General features: G+C 67.8%; 19 protein-coding genes. 3 read left to right on the forward strand and 16 right to left on the reverse strand.

Annotated features, from left to right (window positions below; genetic code table 11):
* Positions 1-4: 4 nt before the first annotated feature.
* Positions 5-2,092, reverse strand: coding sequence for a nitrate- and nitrite sensing domain-containing protein (locus ACN0RJ_RS12535; protein ID WP_417724472.1), 2,088 nt, complete (start codon positions 2,090-2,092; stop codon positions 5-7).
* A 182-nt stretch (positions 2,093-2,274) separates the two neighbouring features.
* Positions 2,275-3,192, reverse strand: coding sequence for a choline ABC transporter substrate-binding protein (gene choX / locus ACN0RJ_RS12540; protein ID WP_417724473.1), 918 nt, complete (start codon positions 3,190-3,192; stop codon positions 2,275-2,277).
* Positions 3,193-3,390: 198 nt separating this feature from the next.
* On the opposite strand from choX, the gene ade reads away from it, so the two are divergent.
* A complete protein-coding gene (ade, locus tag ACN0RJ_RS12545) occupies positions 3,391-5,088 on the forward strand; it encodes an adenine deaminase (protein WP_417724474.1) in 1,698 nt (565 codons plus the stop codon).
* 21 nt (positions 5,089-5,109) lie between these two features.
* Here the strand turns inward: ade and ACN0RJ_RS12550 are convergent, their stop codons facing one another.
* The 3 genes from ACN0RJ_RS12550 to ACN0RJ_RS12560 form a co-directional block, all read right to left on the reverse strand.
* Positions 5,110-5,628, reverse strand: a complete 519-nt coding sequence (locus ACN0RJ_RS12550; RefSeq protein ID WP_417720218.1) for a cupin domain-containing protein — start codon at positions 5,626-5,628, stop codon at positions 5,110-5,112.
* 60 nt (positions 5,629-5,688) lie between these two features.
* A complete protein-coding gene (locus tag ACN0RJ_RS12555) occupies positions 5,689-6,075 on the reverse strand; it encodes a hypothetical protein (RefSeq protein ID WP_417720219.1) in 387 nt (128 codons plus the stop codon).
* A 63-nt stretch (positions 6,076-6,138) separates the two neighbouring features.
* Positions 6,139-7,326: a lytic murein transglycosylase gene (locus tag ACN0RJ_RS12560; RefSeq protein ID WP_417724475.1), complete on the reverse strand. Its 1,188-nt coding sequence runs from the start codon at positions 7,324-7,326 to the stop codon at positions 6,139-6,141.
* Positions 7,327-7,541: 215 nt separating this feature from the next.
* Here ACN0RJ_RS12560 and ACN0RJ_RS12565 point away from each other — a divergent pair, with 215 nt between their 5' ends.
* Complete coding sequence (locus tag ACN0RJ_RS12565) at positions 7,542-7,913, forward strand: response regulator transcription factor (RefSeq protein WP_417720221.1); 372 nt, start codon at positions 7,542-7,544, stop codon at positions 7,911-7,913.
* A 13-nt stretch (positions 7,914-7,926) separates the two neighbouring features.
* Here ACN0RJ_RS12565 and ACN0RJ_RS12570 read toward each other — a convergent pair whose 3' ends face one another.
* The 7 genes from ACN0RJ_RS12570 to def (ACN0RJ_RS12600) form a co-directional block, all read right to left on the reverse strand.
* Positions 7,927-8,916, reverse strand: coding sequence for a glutathione S-transferase family protein (locus ACN0RJ_RS12570; protein WP_417724476.1), 990 nt, complete (start codon positions 8,914-8,916; stop codon positions 7,927-7,929).
* Between the two features lie 99 nt (positions 8,917-9,015).
* The gene (locus ACN0RJ_RS12575) at positions 9,016-9,252 is read right to left on the reverse strand and encodes a GlsB/YeaQ/YmgE family stress response membrane protein (RefSeq protein ID WP_417720223.1); all 237 of its coding nucleotides are present in this window, start codon (positions 9,250-9,252) and stop codon (positions 9,016-9,018) included.
* A 3-nt stretch (positions 9,253-9,255) separates the two neighbouring features.
* Positions 9,256-9,498 (reverse strand): hypothetical protein, encoded by a 243-nt coding sequence (locus tag ACN0RJ_RS12580; protein WP_417720224.1) that lies wholly within the window; start codon positions 9,496-9,498, stop codon positions 9,256-9,258.
* A complete protein-coding gene (fmt, locus tag ACN0RJ_RS12585) occupies positions 9,498-10,412 on the reverse strand; it encodes a methionyl-tRNA formyltransferase (RefSeq protein WP_417724477.1) in 915 nt (304 codons plus the stop codon). The genes ACN0RJ_RS12580 and fmt overlap by 1 nt, the downstream gene beginning before the upstream one ends.
* A 90-nt stretch (positions 10,413-10,502) precedes the next feature.
* The gene (gene def, locus ACN0RJ_RS12590; RefSeq protein WP_417720226.1) at positions 10,503-10,997 is read right to left on the reverse strand and encodes a peptide deformylase; all 495 of its coding nucleotides are present in this window, start codon (positions 10,995-10,997) and stop codon (positions 10,503-10,505) included.
* Positions 10,994-11,494, reverse strand: coding sequence for a peptide deformylase (gene def, locus ACN0RJ_RS12595; RefSeq protein WP_417724478.1), 501 nt, complete (start codon positions 11,492-11,494; stop codon positions 10,994-10,996). Before def (ACN0RJ_RS12595) ends, def (ACN0RJ_RS12590) begins: the two co-directional genes overlap by 4 nt.
* On the reverse strand, positions 11,491-12,009 hold the full coding sequence (gene def, locus ACN0RJ_RS12600) for a peptide deformylase (RefSeq protein ID WP_417720228.1): 519 nt from the start codon (positions 12,007-12,009) through the stop codon (positions 11,491-11,493). Before def (ACN0RJ_RS12600) ends, def (ACN0RJ_RS12595) begins: the two co-directional genes overlap by 4 nt.
* 108 nt (positions 12,010-12,117) lie before the next feature.
* Between def (ACN0RJ_RS12600) and ACN0RJ_RS12605 the strand changes: the two genes are divergently transcribed.
* Positions 12,118-13,296 carry a MalY/PatB family protein gene (locus ACN0RJ_RS12605; protein ID WP_417724479.1) on the forward strand — a complete coding sequence of 393 codons (1,179 nt, stop codon included), beginning with the start codon at positions 12,118-12,120 and terminating at the stop codon, positions 13,294-13,296.
* Positions 13,297-13,383: 87 nt separating this feature from the next.
* Here ACN0RJ_RS12605 and ACN0RJ_RS12610 read toward each other — a convergent pair whose 3' ends face one another.
* Genes ACN0RJ_RS12610 through ispH form a run of 4 tightly spaced genes read right to left on the reverse strand, consistent with a single transcriptional unit; the run spans position 13,384 to position 16,002 of the window.
* Positions 13,384-14,007, reverse strand: a complete 624-nt coding sequence (locus ACN0RJ_RS12610; protein ID WP_417724480.1) for a trimeric intracellular cation channel family protein — start codon at positions 14,005-14,007, stop codon at positions 13,384-13,386.
* A gap of 6 nt (positions 14,008-14,013) precedes the next feature.
* The gene (gene rnhA / locus ACN0RJ_RS12615; RefSeq protein ID WP_417720231.1) at positions 14,014-14,475 is read right to left on the reverse strand and encodes a ribonuclease HI; all 462 of its coding nucleotides are present in this window, start codon (positions 14,473-14,475) and stop codon (positions 14,014-14,016) included.
* Complete coding sequence (locus ACN0RJ_RS12620; protein ID WP_417724481.1) at positions 14,468-15,055, reverse strand: methyltransferase domain-containing protein; 588 nt, start codon at positions 15,053-15,055, stop codon at positions 14,468-14,470. The genes rnhA and ACN0RJ_RS12620 overlap by 8 nt, the downstream gene beginning before the upstream one ends.
* Positions 15,052-16,002 carry a 4-hydroxy-3-methylbut-2-enyl diphosphate reductase gene (ispH, locus tag ACN0RJ_RS12625; protein ID WP_417724482.1) on the reverse strand — a complete coding sequence of 317 codons (951 nt, stop codon included), beginning with the start codon at positions 16,000-16,002 and terminating at the stop codon, positions 15,052-15,054. The genes ACN0RJ_RS12620 and ispH overlap by 4 nt, the downstream gene beginning before the upstream one ends.
* Position 16,003: the final 1 nt, after the last annotated feature.

Here is a 16,003-nt window from a genome sequence, read left to right on the forward strand (position 1 = left end):
GGCTTCATGCGGCCCGGGCCCCTCGCATCCGGGAATGTTCCTGCCGACCGAGGTCGAATTCCCCGACCATGCGGGCCAGTCGCTGTGCGCCGTCGGCGAGTTCCGTCGATGCGACCCGGCTTGCATCGGCGACGGCGGTGTTCTGATCGGTCAATTCGTTGAGTTGCGTCATCGCGGCGTTGACCTCCTGAAGTTCGCGGCTCTGCGCTTCGGCGGCTTCGCTGACGCCGGTCAGAACGTCGTCGACCCTCAGGATCTGGTCGAGGATGGCCTGAAGCGCCTCGCCGGTCTCCCCCACCAGATCGACCCCGCCCTTGACCTCGCGCGCGCTCTCCTCGATCAGCGTCTTGATTTCCAGCGCCGCGTCGGCAGAGCGGCTGGCCAGGCCCTGCACCTCCATCGCCACGACGGCGAACCCCTTGCCGCTGGCCCCGGCGCGCGCCGCCTCGACCCCGGCATTGAGGGCGAGGAGATTGGTCTGGAAGGAGATATCCTCGATCACCGAGGTGATCTGGGCAATGCGCCCCGAGGATTCCGCGATGCGGTCCATGGCGGCGACGGCGTTCTGCACCACTTCTCCGGAGCGGTCGGCGCGACCGCGTGCCTCCCCCGCGAGGCTCTTGGCATCCTTCAGCGCGCTGCTCGTCTGCTGGATCGTCTGGCTCAGCCCCGCGACGGTCGTTGCCGTGCGGCCGATGGTGCTTACCTGCGTGGTGGTCCGGTCGGCCAGGTCCGACGCCGCGGTGCGCAGGTCCCCCGATTTCTGCTGCAGATCGCTCACCGTTGTCGACAGGGCGACCATCACATCCCGCAACCGGGCGGTGGAGGTGTTGAAATCCGCGCGGATCTGGTCGTATTCCGAGGCCAGCGGCTCGTCGAAATTGAGCGATAGATCGGCGCGGGCGAGCGCGTTCAGCCCTTCCGTCACCAGGTCGACCACCTGCTGGTGCTTGGCATTCAGCCGCGCCTCGTCCTGCGCGCGCTTTTCGATGGCGGCCTTTGACAACTGCTTGAACCGATCGATGGATTTGGCCATCTGCCCGATTTCGCCCCGCGATTTGACATAGGGCACCCGGGCATCGAAACGGCCTTCGACGAATTCGTACATGATCGCGGTGAGCTTGCGCAGGCGCCGGGTCACGAATTCCGACAGCCCGATCGCGACACCGAAGAAGACAAGCCCGGCAGTGCCGAACATCAGCGACATGGTACGGAACTGCCTTCGCGCCGCCGCCGCGTTCTGCGCGGCGAAGCCGGAAAGTTCGTCGACCAGGGCGGATTCGACGTCGCGCAGGTGATCGATCCACGCGGTGGAGGCGGCGAACCACCGGGGAGCGGTCAGATCCCCTATCTGACCGCCATATGCCAGCGCGGTGATCGCCTCGCGCAGGGTTTGCACCTTCACCGCAGAGGGATCGTTCAGGATCTCCGTCACGAAGTCCGGTCGGTTCAGAACCTCTCCCGCTCGGATCAGAAAGGCGCGCTGGCGGCTGCCGAGGTCCAGGAAAGTCCGGTGCACCGCATCGGGAAAGGCGGGTGCGCCGAGGCCGGTCGCCCCCATGGCACGTTCCAGCCCGGCGCTTTCCTTGGCCAGAGCAACGAGTTCGCGCGCTTCCATGGCCGTGCCCGCGTCGACATGGGCGGCACCGGTGCGAATGCGCGTGGCCGCATCGAGGAAATGGGTGATGATACCGGTGTAAAAGCCCGCCATCTCGGGCACCGTCAGGGCGAGGTCGTCCACCGAACCGCGCATCTCGTCCAGCTTTGCCAGCGCCTTGTCCGCCTCCGCGATCAGGGCGGGCGCGAATTTCGTCGCTTCGGGGATGGCGCCGCGATAGGCGCGGAGCGCGGCATCGGTGTCCTGCCGCTGTTTCACGATCTCGACGCTGAAATTCGCCCTGCGGGAGGCGATGAATCCGGCGGAATATCCCCGCTCCTTCTGCAGTTCGTGCACGAGGTCCGCCAGCGCGTCGGTTTCCGCCACGACGGACACCAGGCGCAACTGTTCCGCCCTGGCCGCGGCGAGCTTTGCCAGATCCTGTTCGAGGAAGAAGGCCAGCAGAAGTACGAGCGGCGCCAGTGCACCTAGCATGATGAAACGGAGCGACATGCCACAGGATCCCGGATTGCAACGATCAGGGTGCCATGATGGCGCGCGTTTCCTGAAGATCCGCTGAACGGCACCGGCAAGATGCCTTCAATTCTTCCCGTTCCGGTCTCGACGCAGGCCCGGTGCCGGCCGGGGGCGGATGTACACCGCCCCCGGCGCGCGGGTCATTCGAGGGCGGCGGTCACGGCCGCGAGCGCATCGCCGCCGTCCTTTGTCGTCACCCCGTCGAGCCAGCCGCCGAGCACGTCGGCATTCGCGGCGAGCCAGGCCTTGGCGGCGTCTTCCGGCTCTTCCCCGTCGTCGAGGATCGCACCCATGATCTCGTTTTCCATGGCCAGCGAGAATTCGAGGTTTTCCAGCAGCTTGCCGACGTTCGGGCAGGCCTCGACATACCCTGCCGAGGTGTTCGTGTAGACCGTGGCCCCGCCGAGGTTCGGTCCGAAATAGTCGTCGCCGCCGGTCAGGTAGGTCAGATCGTAATTCGCGTTCATCGGGTGCGGCTCCCAGGCAAGAAAGACCACGGGTTCGTCGCGGTTCACCGCCCGTCCGACCTGCGCGAGCATACCCTGTTCGGAGCTTTCGCGGACCTCGAAACCGGTCAGACCGAAGGCGTCGGCTTCGATCATGTCGAGGATCAGGCGATTGCCGTCATTGCCGGGTTCGATCCCGTAGATGGTGGAGTCGAGCTCTTCCGCATGGGCGGCGATGTCGGCGAAATCCTTGATGCCGAGCGCGGCCCCCTTGGCATTGGTGGCCAGCGTGTACTTGGCGCCTTCGAGATTCGCCCGCACCGAATCCACGGTCCCGGCCTCGCGGTAGGGGGCGATGTCGGCCTCCATCGTCGGCATCCAGTTGCCGAGGAAGACGTCGATATCCTTGCGGGCGAGCGAGGTGTAGGTCACGGGAACCGAGAGCACCTTGACCTCGGTCTCGTAGCCCAGCGTCTTCAGCAGCGTGGTGGTGGCGGCGGTGGTGGCCGTGATGTCGGTCCAGCCCACATCCGAGAAGGTGACGGTATCGCAATCGGCGAAGGCGGCGGCCGGCAGCATCAGGCCTGCGGCGGCAAGGTGAAGCGGTTTCATTGTTTTTCTCCCTGTTCTGATGGTGACCAGAAAAACCCGCCCGGGGTGCCATTTGCAAGTCCTGCGGGCCCGACGCGCTGCTCCCGTCGCGGCAGGCCGCGCCGCACACGGGATATTTCGGGCCGGAAGGGGTCGGAGGACTCGCGCCGCGCCGGCTGGCGTGCAAATCATCGGGAAAGGTGATGAAGGGGGCTTTCGATGGCAGGTCTGGAACAGCGCATCGCGCAGGGACGCGGGGACGAGGCGGCGGATCTGGTGCTGCGCGGAGGTCGGGTCTTCGACCTGGTGACCGGGGCGCTGCTCGAAGGCGACGTGGCGATCTGCGGCGACACCATCGTCGGGGTCTTCGACCGCTACGAGGGGCGGCGCATTCTGGACGTGTCGGGCCTGGTCCTGGTTCCGGGGTTCATCGACACCCATCTGCACATCGAAAGCTCGCTGGTCACGCCCTTCGAATTCGACCGCTGCGTGACCCCGCGCGGAGTCACCACGGCGATCTGCGATCCGCACGAGATCGCCAACGTGATCGGCGCCGAGGGCATCCGGTATTTCCAGGAGGCCAGCCGGCACAGCCTGATGGACATCCGGGTGCAGCTGTCGTCCTGCGTGCCCTCGACGCATATGGAGACCGCCGGGGCCGCGCTTTCGGCGGAGGATCTGGCCGAGCTCATGGGGCATCCCTCCGGCATCGGGCTGGCGGAATTCATGAACTACCCGGGGGTGATCCACCGCGACCCGGAGGCGATGAAGAAACTGCGTCTGTTCGAAGGCGGGCATGTCGACGGCCATTGCCCCTTGTTGTCCGGGCGCGATCTGAACGCCTACGTCGCCGCAGGCATCCGCACCGAGCACGAGGCGACCTCGGCCCCCGAGGCGCTGGAGAAGCTGCGCAAGGGGATGCGGGTGCTGATCCGGGAGGGGTCGGTTTCCAAGGATCTGCGGGCGCTGCAACCGCTGCTGGACGAGCGGACCTCGCCCTACATGTGCCTCTGCACCGACGACCGCAACCCGCTGGACATCGCCGAACATGGTCACCTGGATTACATGATCCGGACGCTGATCGCGCTCGGCACGCCGCCGCTTGCGGCCTACAGGGCGGCATCGCTGTCGGCGGCCGAGGCCTTCGGGCTCGGGGACCGTGGCATGATCGCGCCTGGCAAACGGGCGGATATCGTCGCGGTGGATTCTCTGGAGGGGTGCCATGCGGCGATGGTCCTGGCGGGCGGCGTGGTGGTCGACGATGCGGCCTTTGCCGCGCGCGGCACGGTGGCGCCTGTCGGGCGGCAGTCGGTCAGGGCGCCCCGCGTCGTGGCAGAGAGCTTCCGCAGCACCGGCAACCGCGAAGAGACCGACGTCATCGGCATCCGCGAAGGGCAGATCCTGACCGATCACCTGCACGAGCGGATCGAGATCCGCGACGGCGACAAGGCGCCCGACCCGGCGCGCGACCTCGTGCGCATCGCGGTGGTCGAGCGCCACGGCAGGAACGGCAACATCGCAACCGGCTTCGTGAAGGGGTTCGGCCTGACGGCTGGCGCGATCGCGTCGACCGTCTGCCACGACCATCACAACATCGCCTGCGTCGGCGTCTCCTACGGCGACATGGCCGTCGCCGCCAACCGGCTGGGCGAGATCGAGGGCGGCTTCGTCGTGGTCCGCGACGGCGAGGTTCTCGCGGAGCTGGCGCTGCCGGTCGCCGGGCTGATGAGCCTTTCCCCCTTCGAGGAGGTGCGCGACCGGCTTGTCGAGCTGCGCGCCGCCGCCCGCGGCCTCGGCGTCAGCCTCGAAGAGCCGTTCCTGCAACTCGCCTTCCTGGCACTGCCGGTGATCCCGTCGCTCAAGATCACCGACCGGGGCATGGTGGATGTCCTCCGGTTCGAGATCATCCCCGGCTGAACCGGCGGGCGGCGTCGCCGATCAGCCCCACCACGCCCGGACCGTGGCCCCGCCCTTGCCGAAGACCGGGTCGCTGACCGGCAGGGCCACGCGCGAGATGGTGTCGGCATCCTGCGCCGCATGCGCCCCGGCGCGGCGGGTGGTATAGGCCTCCTGCCCCGCGGGATAGGCGCCGCAGACGCGGAAATCGGCGCTCGCCGACAGGCAGCAATGCCCTGTGCCGGCCGGCAGCACGAGGCAATCTCCGGGCACCACGGCAAACACCTCTCCGTCCGGACCGCCGAGCTGGATCTCCGCCCGGCCGCTGGCCACGGCAAGCGCCTCGTGGGCATCGGGATGGTAGTGGTGGTAATCGAAGACCGTCGAAACCCATGTCCCGGTCCAGCCGTTCTTCTCGAACCGCTCGCAGATCTCGTCCGGCGGCACGGGGGTGAACGCGCCCCTGAGGATCACCACCGGGAGCGCGGGATTGTTCGGGATCGTCCCGGTCGGCGGAAAGCGCCGGTGAAGGACTTCGACGCCGGACGCGTGTTCTGGCATGGATGACCACCTCCTGTCGCGGAAGTGTAATTCAACTCAAGGCTGTGGCAAGACCCCGGATCAGCCGCAACGCGCGTATGTCAGTGGCTGCAGCGCCTGGGGCCCGGATTCCTCGCGGATCAGCGTGTTGCCGGAGTCCTTCACGGTCAGCACCATGTCGCGGGTCCAGACCATGCCTTCGCCCGAGAAGGAGAAGGCGGCGTCGAGGCGGGTCTCCGTCCGCTCGCGCACCTCGGCGATCTCCGCCGTGCTCTCGTAGAAGCGCAGCGAGTCGGCGCTCACGGTCATGAGGCCCTTGTTGTCGCCCGCCGTGCTGGTGCAATCGGCGGGCACAAGCCCCCAGCGGCCCTGCATGGACTCGGGGACGGTTTTGGACAGGGTCCTGGTCTCCGGGATGCAGGCGGAGACGAGGACGGCGAGGAGAAGAAGGGGGATGGCGCGTTTCATGCCGTCCAACACCGGTCGGGACAGGCCGGTTCCGGCCTGCGGCGGACGGTCGCGGAAATGTGCTCAGAGCTTGTCGAGAAGGTCGCGCGTCGGCCAGCCGTCAGACGGCAGCCCCAGCTTGGACTGCATGTCGCGCACGGCGGCCCGGGTGCCCGCGCCGAGGATCCCGTCGACCCCGCCGACATCGTATCCGAGGTCGGAAAGCCGGCGCTGAAGGTCCTGCATCTGCGCGCCGGACAGGCCGGGATCGGGCGAACCGGCGTCATAGACCGGCGCCCCGTCGAGGCGGGTGGCGAAATAGGCGGCGGTCATCACGTAGACGAAGCTCTGGTTCCAGTCGAAATAGATGCGGAAGTTCGGATAGGCGATGAAGGACGGCCCGCCCCGGCCCTGCGGAATGATGATCGAGGCTTCGAAGCGGCCGTCGTCCAGCGCGCCCTCGCGCGCGCGGACCCCGAGCCGTTCCCATTCCGCCACCGTCAGCGTGGTTTCGAGCCCGGTCATCGACCAGTCGAGATCCGGCGGCAGCACCACTTCCTGAAGCCAGGGCTCGCCCGGCCGCCAGCCCAGCCCGGACAGCATCCTTGCCCCCGACATCAGCGCATCCGGCACGGAGGTCTTGAGCTTCACATGTCCGTCGCCGTCGCCGTCCATGCCGTTTTCGAGAATGTCCTTGGGCAGCATCTGGACCATGCCGATCTCGCCCGCCCAGGCACCTGTCGTCGTGGCCGGGTCGAAATCGCCGCGCTCGTAGAGTGTCATGGCGGAAAAGATCTGCGGGCGGAAGATGTCGGGGCGGCGGCAATCATGCGCCAGCGTCACCAGCGCGTTCGCCGTGTTGAAATCCCCCTGGAAGGAGCCGTAATCCGTCTCGAACGCCCAGAAGGCCAGAAGCACGCCGCGGGCGATGCCGAAATCCGTTTCGATCCGGTCAAAGACCTCGTCCCATTGCTCGGACATGGCGCGGCCGCGATCCAGCCGGTTCTGGCTGATGAGCTTGCGCGAGAACTCGATGAACGGGGTCTGGAAGATGCCCTGCCCCCGGTCGGATTGCAGCACCTTCGGATCGAGCCGCACACCGGCCAGGAATCGCCGCACCGTGTCGGGATCGTGACCGCTGGCGACCGCTTCGGATTCGAGCCCGTCCACGAAAGCGGCAAACTCGCCGCCGCAGGGCGTATCCTGGGCACGCGCGTGACCGGCAAGCGCGAGCGCGGAAAGTGTCACGAAAAGAAGGTCACGGCAGCGCATGGAATCCCCTATGCTGGTTTGTGCGGCACCCTACCGCAGTCAGGCCGGCGCGCAAGCGGCGGGTCTTCGCCAATGTTAGCTATTTGTTCACGTGCGTTGTCAAAGGATTAATCTTTTGTTTACAAGTGGGGAAGACAAGTGGCGAGAGGTCTTCGGGAGCATCCCCGGGACCCTCTGACTGTGGAAAGGTCACAGTGGATTTGTCGGAGACCCCAATGAACGTCCTCATCGTGGAAAGCAGCAGGGAGCTCGCCGAGCTCTGGCGCCGACACCTTGAGCGCATGGGCTCCGCCGTGTGGCTGGCGCACGATCAGGATTCCGCCACCAGCCTGCTGCACGAGATCAGCTTCGGCATCATCGTCCTCGACCTGGTGATCGACGAGGGCAGCGCGCTCGCGGTCGCGGACTTTGCCAGCTATCGCCAGCCCGACACCCCGGTGATCTTCGTGACCAACACGTCGTTCTTCTCGGACGGGTCGATCTTCCGGCACTGTGCCAATGCCTGCGCCTATGTCCCCAGCGCGACCCCCCCGGCGGATCTTGCCCTGATGGTCGAGCATTTCGGGCAATCGACGGCGCCCGGCTGATCGTGCGCGGCGGTCATGCCGCGGCCAGCCGTCCGCGCCCGTGCGGCGCATCAAGGTCGAGATCCGGGCCGATGGGCACGATCCGGTGCGGGTTCACCGTCTCGTGACTGTAGTGGTAATGCCGCCGGATGTGATCGAGGTTCACCGTCCCCGCCACCCCCGGCCACTGGTACAATTCGCGCGTGTATCCCCAGAGTTCGGGAAAATCGACGATCCGGTTCCGGTTGCATTTGAAATGGCCGTGATAGACGGAATCGAACCGGATCAGCGTGGTGAACAGGCGCCAGTCGGCTTCGGTGATCCGCGCCCCCATGAGGTAGCGGTTGCGCGACAGGCGCTCCTCGATCCAGTCCAGCGTGTCGAACAGCGGATGCACCGCCTCGTCATAGGCCTCCTGCGTGGTCGCGAACCCGGCCTTGTAGACGCCGTTGTTGACGGTGTCGTAGATGCGGGCGTTCACCGGTTCGATGGCCTCGCGCAGCGCCTCGGGCCAGTAATCGTCGCGGTTGCCGGTGAGCCCGTCGAAGGCGCTGTTGAACATGCGGATGATCTCGGCGCTTTCATTCGACACGATGGTCTCGCGCTGCTTGTCCCAGAGCACCGGAACCGTCACCCGGCCCGAGAGCCCGGGGTCCGCGCGCAGATAGGTCTCGCGCAGGAAGCGGTCGCCGTGCAGGCGGTCGCCGGTCGCGGCGGGATAATCCGCATCAAAGGTCCAACCCTCGCCCAGCATGTCGGGATGGACGACGGAGACGTCGATCAGCGGCTCCAGATCCTTGAGCGCACGAAAGATCAGCGCGCGATGCGCCCAGGGGCAGGCGAGACTGACGTAGAGATGATAGCGCCCCGCCTCCGCCGCGAAGCCGCCCTCGCCCGAGGGGCCGGGCGCGCCGTCGGGCGTGATCCAGTTGCGGAACGCCGTGGTGGAGCGGACGAACTTGCCCCCGGTTTTCGAGGTATCGTACCACTTGTCCTGCCATTTTCCGTCGACCAGCTGACCCATCCGAACACTCCCTTCACAGTCGGTGCATCATGTAGCCCTGTGCGCGGAAGAGACAATTCCGGCGATCCGCGCAGAGTACCTGCAGCGCCGCACAACCGCTCAGCGCGGGCCGTAGGTCTTCCAGAGCCAGATCAGCAGCATCGCCCCGAGGACCGCACCCACCAGCCCGGCCAGCGCGCCGGTGACCGCGATCAGCAGCCGCAGGACCAGCCCGCCGATCACCGCCCCGAGCATGCCGAGCACGACGGTCTGCACCACCCCCGCCTCGACCCGCATGACGCGGGTGGCGAGAAACCCCGCCGCCGCCCCGACGATCAGAAGCCATACCACGCCCATGCCCTACCTCCTGCGCCGCCAGTGCGTCGGCACGATGATGAGCGCTCCGACCGAGGAGGCCACGGCGTTCACCCCCGGGGACCCGAAGCCGATGCCGAACATGATCCGTATGAAATAGGCGAGGAACGCCCCGCCGATGCAGATGATGATGCTCTGAAGAATGCCGTTGCGCGTGAAGCCGCTGCGCTCGGCGGCATAGCCGACGATTCCGGCGATCACCACGGTGCCGATCATGGTGGGGAACATCAGCCCTCTCCCAGCACGGTGCCCGCCGGCACCGGCATTCCGCGCAGAAAGCTCGCCGCTTCCTGCGCGCCCTTGCCCGCCCGCTGCGCATGCGAGACCCGGATCGCGCCGCGACCGCAGGCGATGGTGAGGCCGTCGTCCAGTGCGCATCCCGGCGCTCCGTCACCGTCGACGACCCGCGCGCCGAGCAGCTTGATCCGCTCTCCGCCCAGCATGGTCCAGGCCCCCGGAAACGGCGACAATCCCCGCACGAGGCGCGAGACCCCGACCGCGTCCGCCGTCCAGTCGATCGCGGCCTCGGCCTTGTCGATCTTCTGCGCATAGGTCACGCCGGCCTCGGGCTGAGGCTGCGGCACCAGCGTGTCGAGCCGCTCCAGCGCCTGCACGATCAGCGCGGACCCCATGGCCGACAGCCGGTCATGCAGGGCCCCGGTGGTGTCCTCCTCCGCGATGGGGGTGGAGTCGCGCAGCAGCACCGGACCGGTGTCCAGCCCCGCCTCCATCTGCATGATGCAGATGCCGGTCTCGGCATCCCCCGCCATGATCGCGCGATGGATCGGCGCCGCCCCCCGCCAGCGCGGCAGGAGCGAGGCGTGGATGTTGAGGCACCCCTTCGCCGGCGCGTCGAGCACCGCCTGCGGCAGGATCAGCCCGTAGGCCACCACCACCGCCACGTCGGCCTTGAGCGCGGCAAAGGCCGCCTGTTCCTCCGCCCCGCGCAGCCGCAGGGGATGGCGCACCTCGAGCCCGAGGTCGAGCGCGCGGGCATGAACGGGTGTCGGGCGCTCCTTCTTGCCGCGACCGGCAGGGCGCGGCGGCTGGCAATAGACCGCGGCGATCTCGTGCCCCGCCGCCACCAGTGCCTCGAGCACCGGCACGGAAAACTCCGGCGTTCCCATGAAGATCACACGCATGGTCGGTTTCGCGCCCCCTGCTTCTTCTTGTTCCAAATACGCACTTTGCACCCGTCCCGCCAGCACGGCGTTCGGAAGGGGCGGCGCGACCTAGCCGCGCTTTCTGGCGCGCCGCAACAGCATGTCGCGCTTGGTCTTGCTCAGATGGTCGAAATACATCCGCCCGTTCAGGTGGTCGATCTGATGCTGCACGCTGGTTGCCCACAGGTTGACGAAATCGCGCTCCTCGACGACCCCGTCGGCGTTCAGGAACCGCACCGTCACGGCGCGCGGACGTTCGATGGTCGCCCAGACTCCGGGCAGGTTCGGGCTCGCCTCGTCATGGGCGCGCAGCTTGACCGAGGCGTGCAGCACCTCGGGATTGGCCATCAGCACCGCCTGCCCGCGCTCTTCCGAGGCATCCACGACCGCCAGCCGCAGCATGACCCCGATCTGCGGCGCACCGAGACCGACGCCCGGCATCGCCTCCATCGTGTCGACCATGTCGGCCCAGGTCGCACGGACCTCGTCGGTGATCAGGTCCACCGGGTCCGCCGGAGTACGCAGGCGTTTGTCCGGCCAGGGGATGCAGGGACGCGCGGTCATGCGCGGAGCGCGTCGTAATCGGCCATCAACGCGGCGGCCGCGTCGGGGTCGAGCCGGTCGAAATGCACCAGCCCGTCGAGATGGTCGTATTCGTGCTGGGCGACGATGGCCTCGGCACCCTCGAAATCACGCTCCTGCGCGGCGCCGGTCATGTCGGTGAACCCCATGCGGACCCTGGTCGCGCGGCGCACCGGCACGGTGACGCCGGGGATCGAAAGGCAGCCTTCGCCGCCGACCGCGGTTTCCTCGGACGCCGCAAGAAGACGCGGATTGATCAGCGCCAGCGGCGTCATCTCGCCGTCCTTCCAGCCCGCATCCATCACGAAGACCCGCACCATCGCCCCCACCTGCGGCGCGGCAAGTCCGCGACCCGGTGCGGCATACATCGTCTCGAAGAGGTCCGAGACCAGCGCGCCGACGGCCGCCACGTCCTCGACCGGAGCGCAGGGCCGTTTCAGCCGGGTGTCCGGCCACAGGAGGATCTCGCGCAGGCTCAAATCCGGGCCCGTTCCTTTTTCAGCTTCACCATCTTGCGGGTGATGAGCTGGCGTTTCAGCGGCTTCAGGTAGTCGATGAACAGCTTGCCGTCGAGATGATCGATCTCGTGCTGGACGCAGGTCGCCCAGAGCCCGCCGAAGGTTTCCGTCTGCAGGGCGCCGTTGCGGTCCAGCCACTCCACCTCGACCTCGCGGGGGCGCTCGACGTCGGCATATTGATCGGGGATCGACAGGCAGCCTTCCTCGTAGACGTTGGTTTCGTCGGACGACGCGATCACGCGCGGGTTGAACATCACCAGCGGGCGCGGCGCCTCGGTCTCGCCCTTGACACAATCGAGCACGATCAGCCGTTCGAGCACGCCGACCTGCGGCGCGGCCAGGCCGATGCCCGGCGCGTCATACATGGTTTCCAGCATGTCGTCCGCCAGCTTGCGCAGATCGTCGCCGATATCCGCGACCGGATCGCAGAGTTTCTTCAGCCGGGGATCGGGATGGATGAGGATGGCGCGTTTCATGGGGGATCATCTAGGCAAATCCGCGCGACCGTGCAAGGCACCCCTCTTGCGCCCGGGACGCATCGCGCTAGCGTGCCTCCGGGACGTCAACGCAGGAATTGTCGACAGATGAAAGATCACTTCAATACGCAGATCGACCGCCGGGGCACCGGCTCCTCGAAATGGGACCTGATGGGCTCTCTCTTCGGGGTCGACCCCTCCGAGGGCCTGGCGATGTGGACGGCGGATTCGGATTATCCCGCGCCGGCCTGCGTGCAGGAGGCGGTCCGCGCCGAGGCCGACCGCGGCATCTTCGGCTATTTCTCGGACGGCGCCCGCTACACCCGCGCGGTGACGTGGTGGATGGCCAACCGCCATTCCTGGGAGATCGGAGCGGACTGGATCGTCCCCGTGCACGGGCTCGGCAACGGGGTGGCCATGTGCATCGACGTCTGGACGCAGCCGGGCGACCACGTGGTGATCTTTTCGCCGGTCTACCACGAATTCGCGAACAAGATCGAACGGGCGGGGCGCAATGTCACCGAATGCCCGCTGAAGCGCGAGGGCGACCGCTACGAGCTGGACCTCGACGACGCGCGGGCGCGGCTAACCGGCAAGGAGACCATGCTGATCTGGTGCTCGCCGCAGAACCCGTCTGGCCGGGTCTGGAGCCCGGAGGAGTTGCGCGCCGTGGCCGGGTTCGCCGCCGAGAACGGGCTGACCCTGCTGTCGGACGAGGTTCATCACGACCTGGTCTATCCCGGCAACACCTTCGTGCCGATGGACGTGGCGGCCCCCGACGCGCGGGACCGGCTGGTCACGCTGGTGGCGGCATCCAAGACCTTCAACATCGCCGGGCAGCGCTGCGGCGCGCTGGTCATCGCCGACCCGGCGCTGAGGGGACAGATGCAGGCCCGACTGACGGCGCTCGACAGCAAGCCGAACACGCTCGGCCTCATCATGACGGCGGCGGCCTATTCGCCCGAGGGCGCCGCCTGGGTGGATGCCCAGATCGCGCATCTGATCCGCAACCGGGAGATCTTCGATGCGGCGGTGAACGCGATCCCCGGCGTGCGGTCGCTGCCGTTGCAGGCGACCTACCTCGCCTGGGTGGATTTCTCCGGCACCGGCATGGACTTCGAGGAGATCCGCGCGCGGGTGCGGGACGTGGCAAAGATCGCCGCGAGCGCCGGGCCGGATTTCGGTGCGGGGGGCGAGACCTTCCTGCGGATCAACCTCGCCACCACCGAGGCCATCGTGGCCGAGGCCGGAGCGCGGTTGCAGCGCGCCTTTGCCGACCTGCAGTGAGGCACCCGCGTCGGATGGGGCTCCGCCCCGTCCGCGTTGCGGACTCCCCGGGATATTTTCGGCCAGAAGAAGGGAGCGGCGCGGCGCCTAGCTGCGCGGCGGCCGTCCCTTGAAGACCGGAATATGCCAGCCGAAGGCGAGGGCCGAGGCGCGCAGCGCGAAGGTCGCGGCCGCAGAGGCCAGCGCCGCCGCACCGGGCGCGAGGCCGAGCGCCTCTGCCGCGAGCAGCGACAGCGCGCCGCCGAGCGCGCAGGTGGCATAGGGCTCGCCCTGCTTGAGCAGCAGCGGCACCTCGTTCGCCACGACATCGCGCAGCAGACCGCCGAGGCATCCGGTCATCATGCCCATGACCAGCACCACCGGGGCGGGCTGGCCGTCCTTGAGCGCGATTCCGGCGCCGGCGGCGACCGCGACCGAGAGGGCGCAGGCATCGAGCCAGAGGATCGCCCGGTAGCGGCTTTCGAGCCGGTGAGCGGTGAAGAACACGATCACCGCCGCCGCGCAGGCCGTGGCGAGGTAGGAGGGATCGCCGATCCAGAGCACCGGGTGCCGGTCGAGCAGCAGGTCGCGGGCGGTGCCGCCGCCCAGCGCGGTCAGGCAGGCGAGCACGGCGAAGCCCACGACATCGAGCTGCGCGCGGCTGGCGACCAACGCGCCGGTGAGTGCGAAGATCAGCACCGAGGCGTGGTCGAGGAAACCGAGCAGGGACACGGTGCCCTAGCCCTTCGCGGGTTTGAACGGCGCCATTCCGGCCCGAGCCAATTCGTCGGCGCGTTCGTTTTCCGGATGTCCGGCGTGCCCCTTGACCCATTTCCAGGTCACCTCGTGGCGGCGCTGCGCCTCGTCGAGACGCTGCCAGAGTTCGGCATTCTTCACAGGCTTCTTCGCCGCGGTTTTCCAGCCGTTGCGTTTCCAGCCGTGGATCCAGCCGGTCACGCCGTTCTTCACGTAGGCGCTGTCGGTGATCACGGTGATGGTCGAGGCCCGCGCCAGGGCTTCGAGCGCGTTGATCGCGGCGAGCAGCTCCATCCGGTTGTTGGTGGTGTCCGCCTCCCCGCCGCTGAGCTCGCGCTCCTTGACGATCTCGTCGCCCTCCATGGCGCGCATGAGCACGCCCCAGCCTCCGGGGCCGGGGTTTCCGGAGCAGGCTCCGTCGGTATAGGCGAAGAGGTCAGGCATGGGCGGTCATCGTCACGTGGGGATCCTCGGTTCCGGCCATCCCCTTTGCCCTGCCCCGGCGGGTCTCCGCAACCACGAAACCGGCGGCGGCGAGCAGGGAGGCGAGTTCGTCCTCCTCGTAGAAGGCATAGAAGCGGCCCAGCCTGTCGCGGCTTTCGCCCGTGCCCGTCTTGAGCGAGAGCACCAGCGTGCCGCCCGGCTTCAGGGCCCGGCGGATCGCCGCGAGATGGGCGGGGAAGTCGGATTTCGGCGCGTGCAGCAGCGAGAAGCTGGCCCAGACCGCATCGAAGGCGGCCGCGTCGTCGAGATCGGCGAAGGTCGCGTGGCGCGTGGTGACGCCCGGCTCCAGCCCCGCCTGACGGACCATCTCGGCGCTGGCATCCATCGCGGTGACGCGGAACCCGGCGCGGGCGAGCAGGCGCGAATCCTGGCCGGGGCCGCAGCCGAGGTCGAGCACATGCGCGCCGGGAGGCAGATCCCGCATCATCCGGCGCAGCGCGTCATTGTCGAAGCCCTCGGCGACCTTGCGGTAGGCCTCGGTCTGGCGGTCGTAGAAGCCGATGGTGGCGTCGTCGCTCATGCCGGCATCCTGAGCACGCGGGGCACCTTGAATTCCACGTTCTCGCGGGCGGTCTCGGCGATCTCGACCGTGACGTCGAAGCGGGCACGGAAGGCGTCGATGACCTCGTCGATCAGCACTTCGGGGGCCGAGGCGCCGGCGGTGATGCCGACCGAGCGGATACCCTCGAGCGCGCGCCAGTCGATGTTGTCCGCGCGCTGGACCAGTTGCGAATAGCCGCAGCCGGCCTTGCGGGCGACCTCGACCAGACGGCGGGAATTGGAGGAATTGGGCGCGCCGACCACCAGCAGGGCGTCGCAGGACGGGGCGATCGCCTTGACCGCGTCCTGCCGGTTGGTGGTGGCGTAGCAGATGTCTTCCTTGTGCGGGCCGACGATGGCGGGAAAGCGCGCGCGCAGGGCCGCGACGATGTCGATCGTGTCGTCGACCGAGAGCGTCGTCTGGGTGACGAAGGCCAGCCGCGCGGGATCGCGCACCTCGACCCCGGCCACATCCTCCACGGTTTCGACCAGCAGCACCTCGCCCTCCGGAAGCTGGCCCATGGTCCCGATGGTTTCGGGGTGCCCGGCATGGCCGATCATGATCATCTGGAGCCCGGCCTCGTGGTGGCGGGCGGCCTCTATATGGACCTTGGAGACCAGCGGGCAGGTGGCGTCGACATAGATCATCTCGCGCCGGGCGGCCTCGGCCGGGACCGCCTTGGGCACGCCATGCGCCGAGAAGATCACCGGGCGGTCGGGGGGGCATTCGTCCAGTTCCTCGACAAAGACCGCGCCCTTGTCGCGCAGCCCGTCGACGACGAACTTGTTGTGCACGATCTCGTGGCGCACGTAGACCGGAGCGCCCCATTTCTCCAGCGCCAGTTCGACGATCCGGATGGCGCGGTCGACACCGGCGCAGAAGCCGCGCGGCGCGGCAAGGTATAGCATGAGGGGCGGTCGGGTCATG

It is taken from the genome of Salipiger sp. (assembly GCF_048261495.1).
In the GTDB taxonomy this organism is placed as follows: Bacteria; Pseudomonadota; Alphaproteobacteria; order Rhodobacterales; family Rhodobacteraceae; genus Salipiger.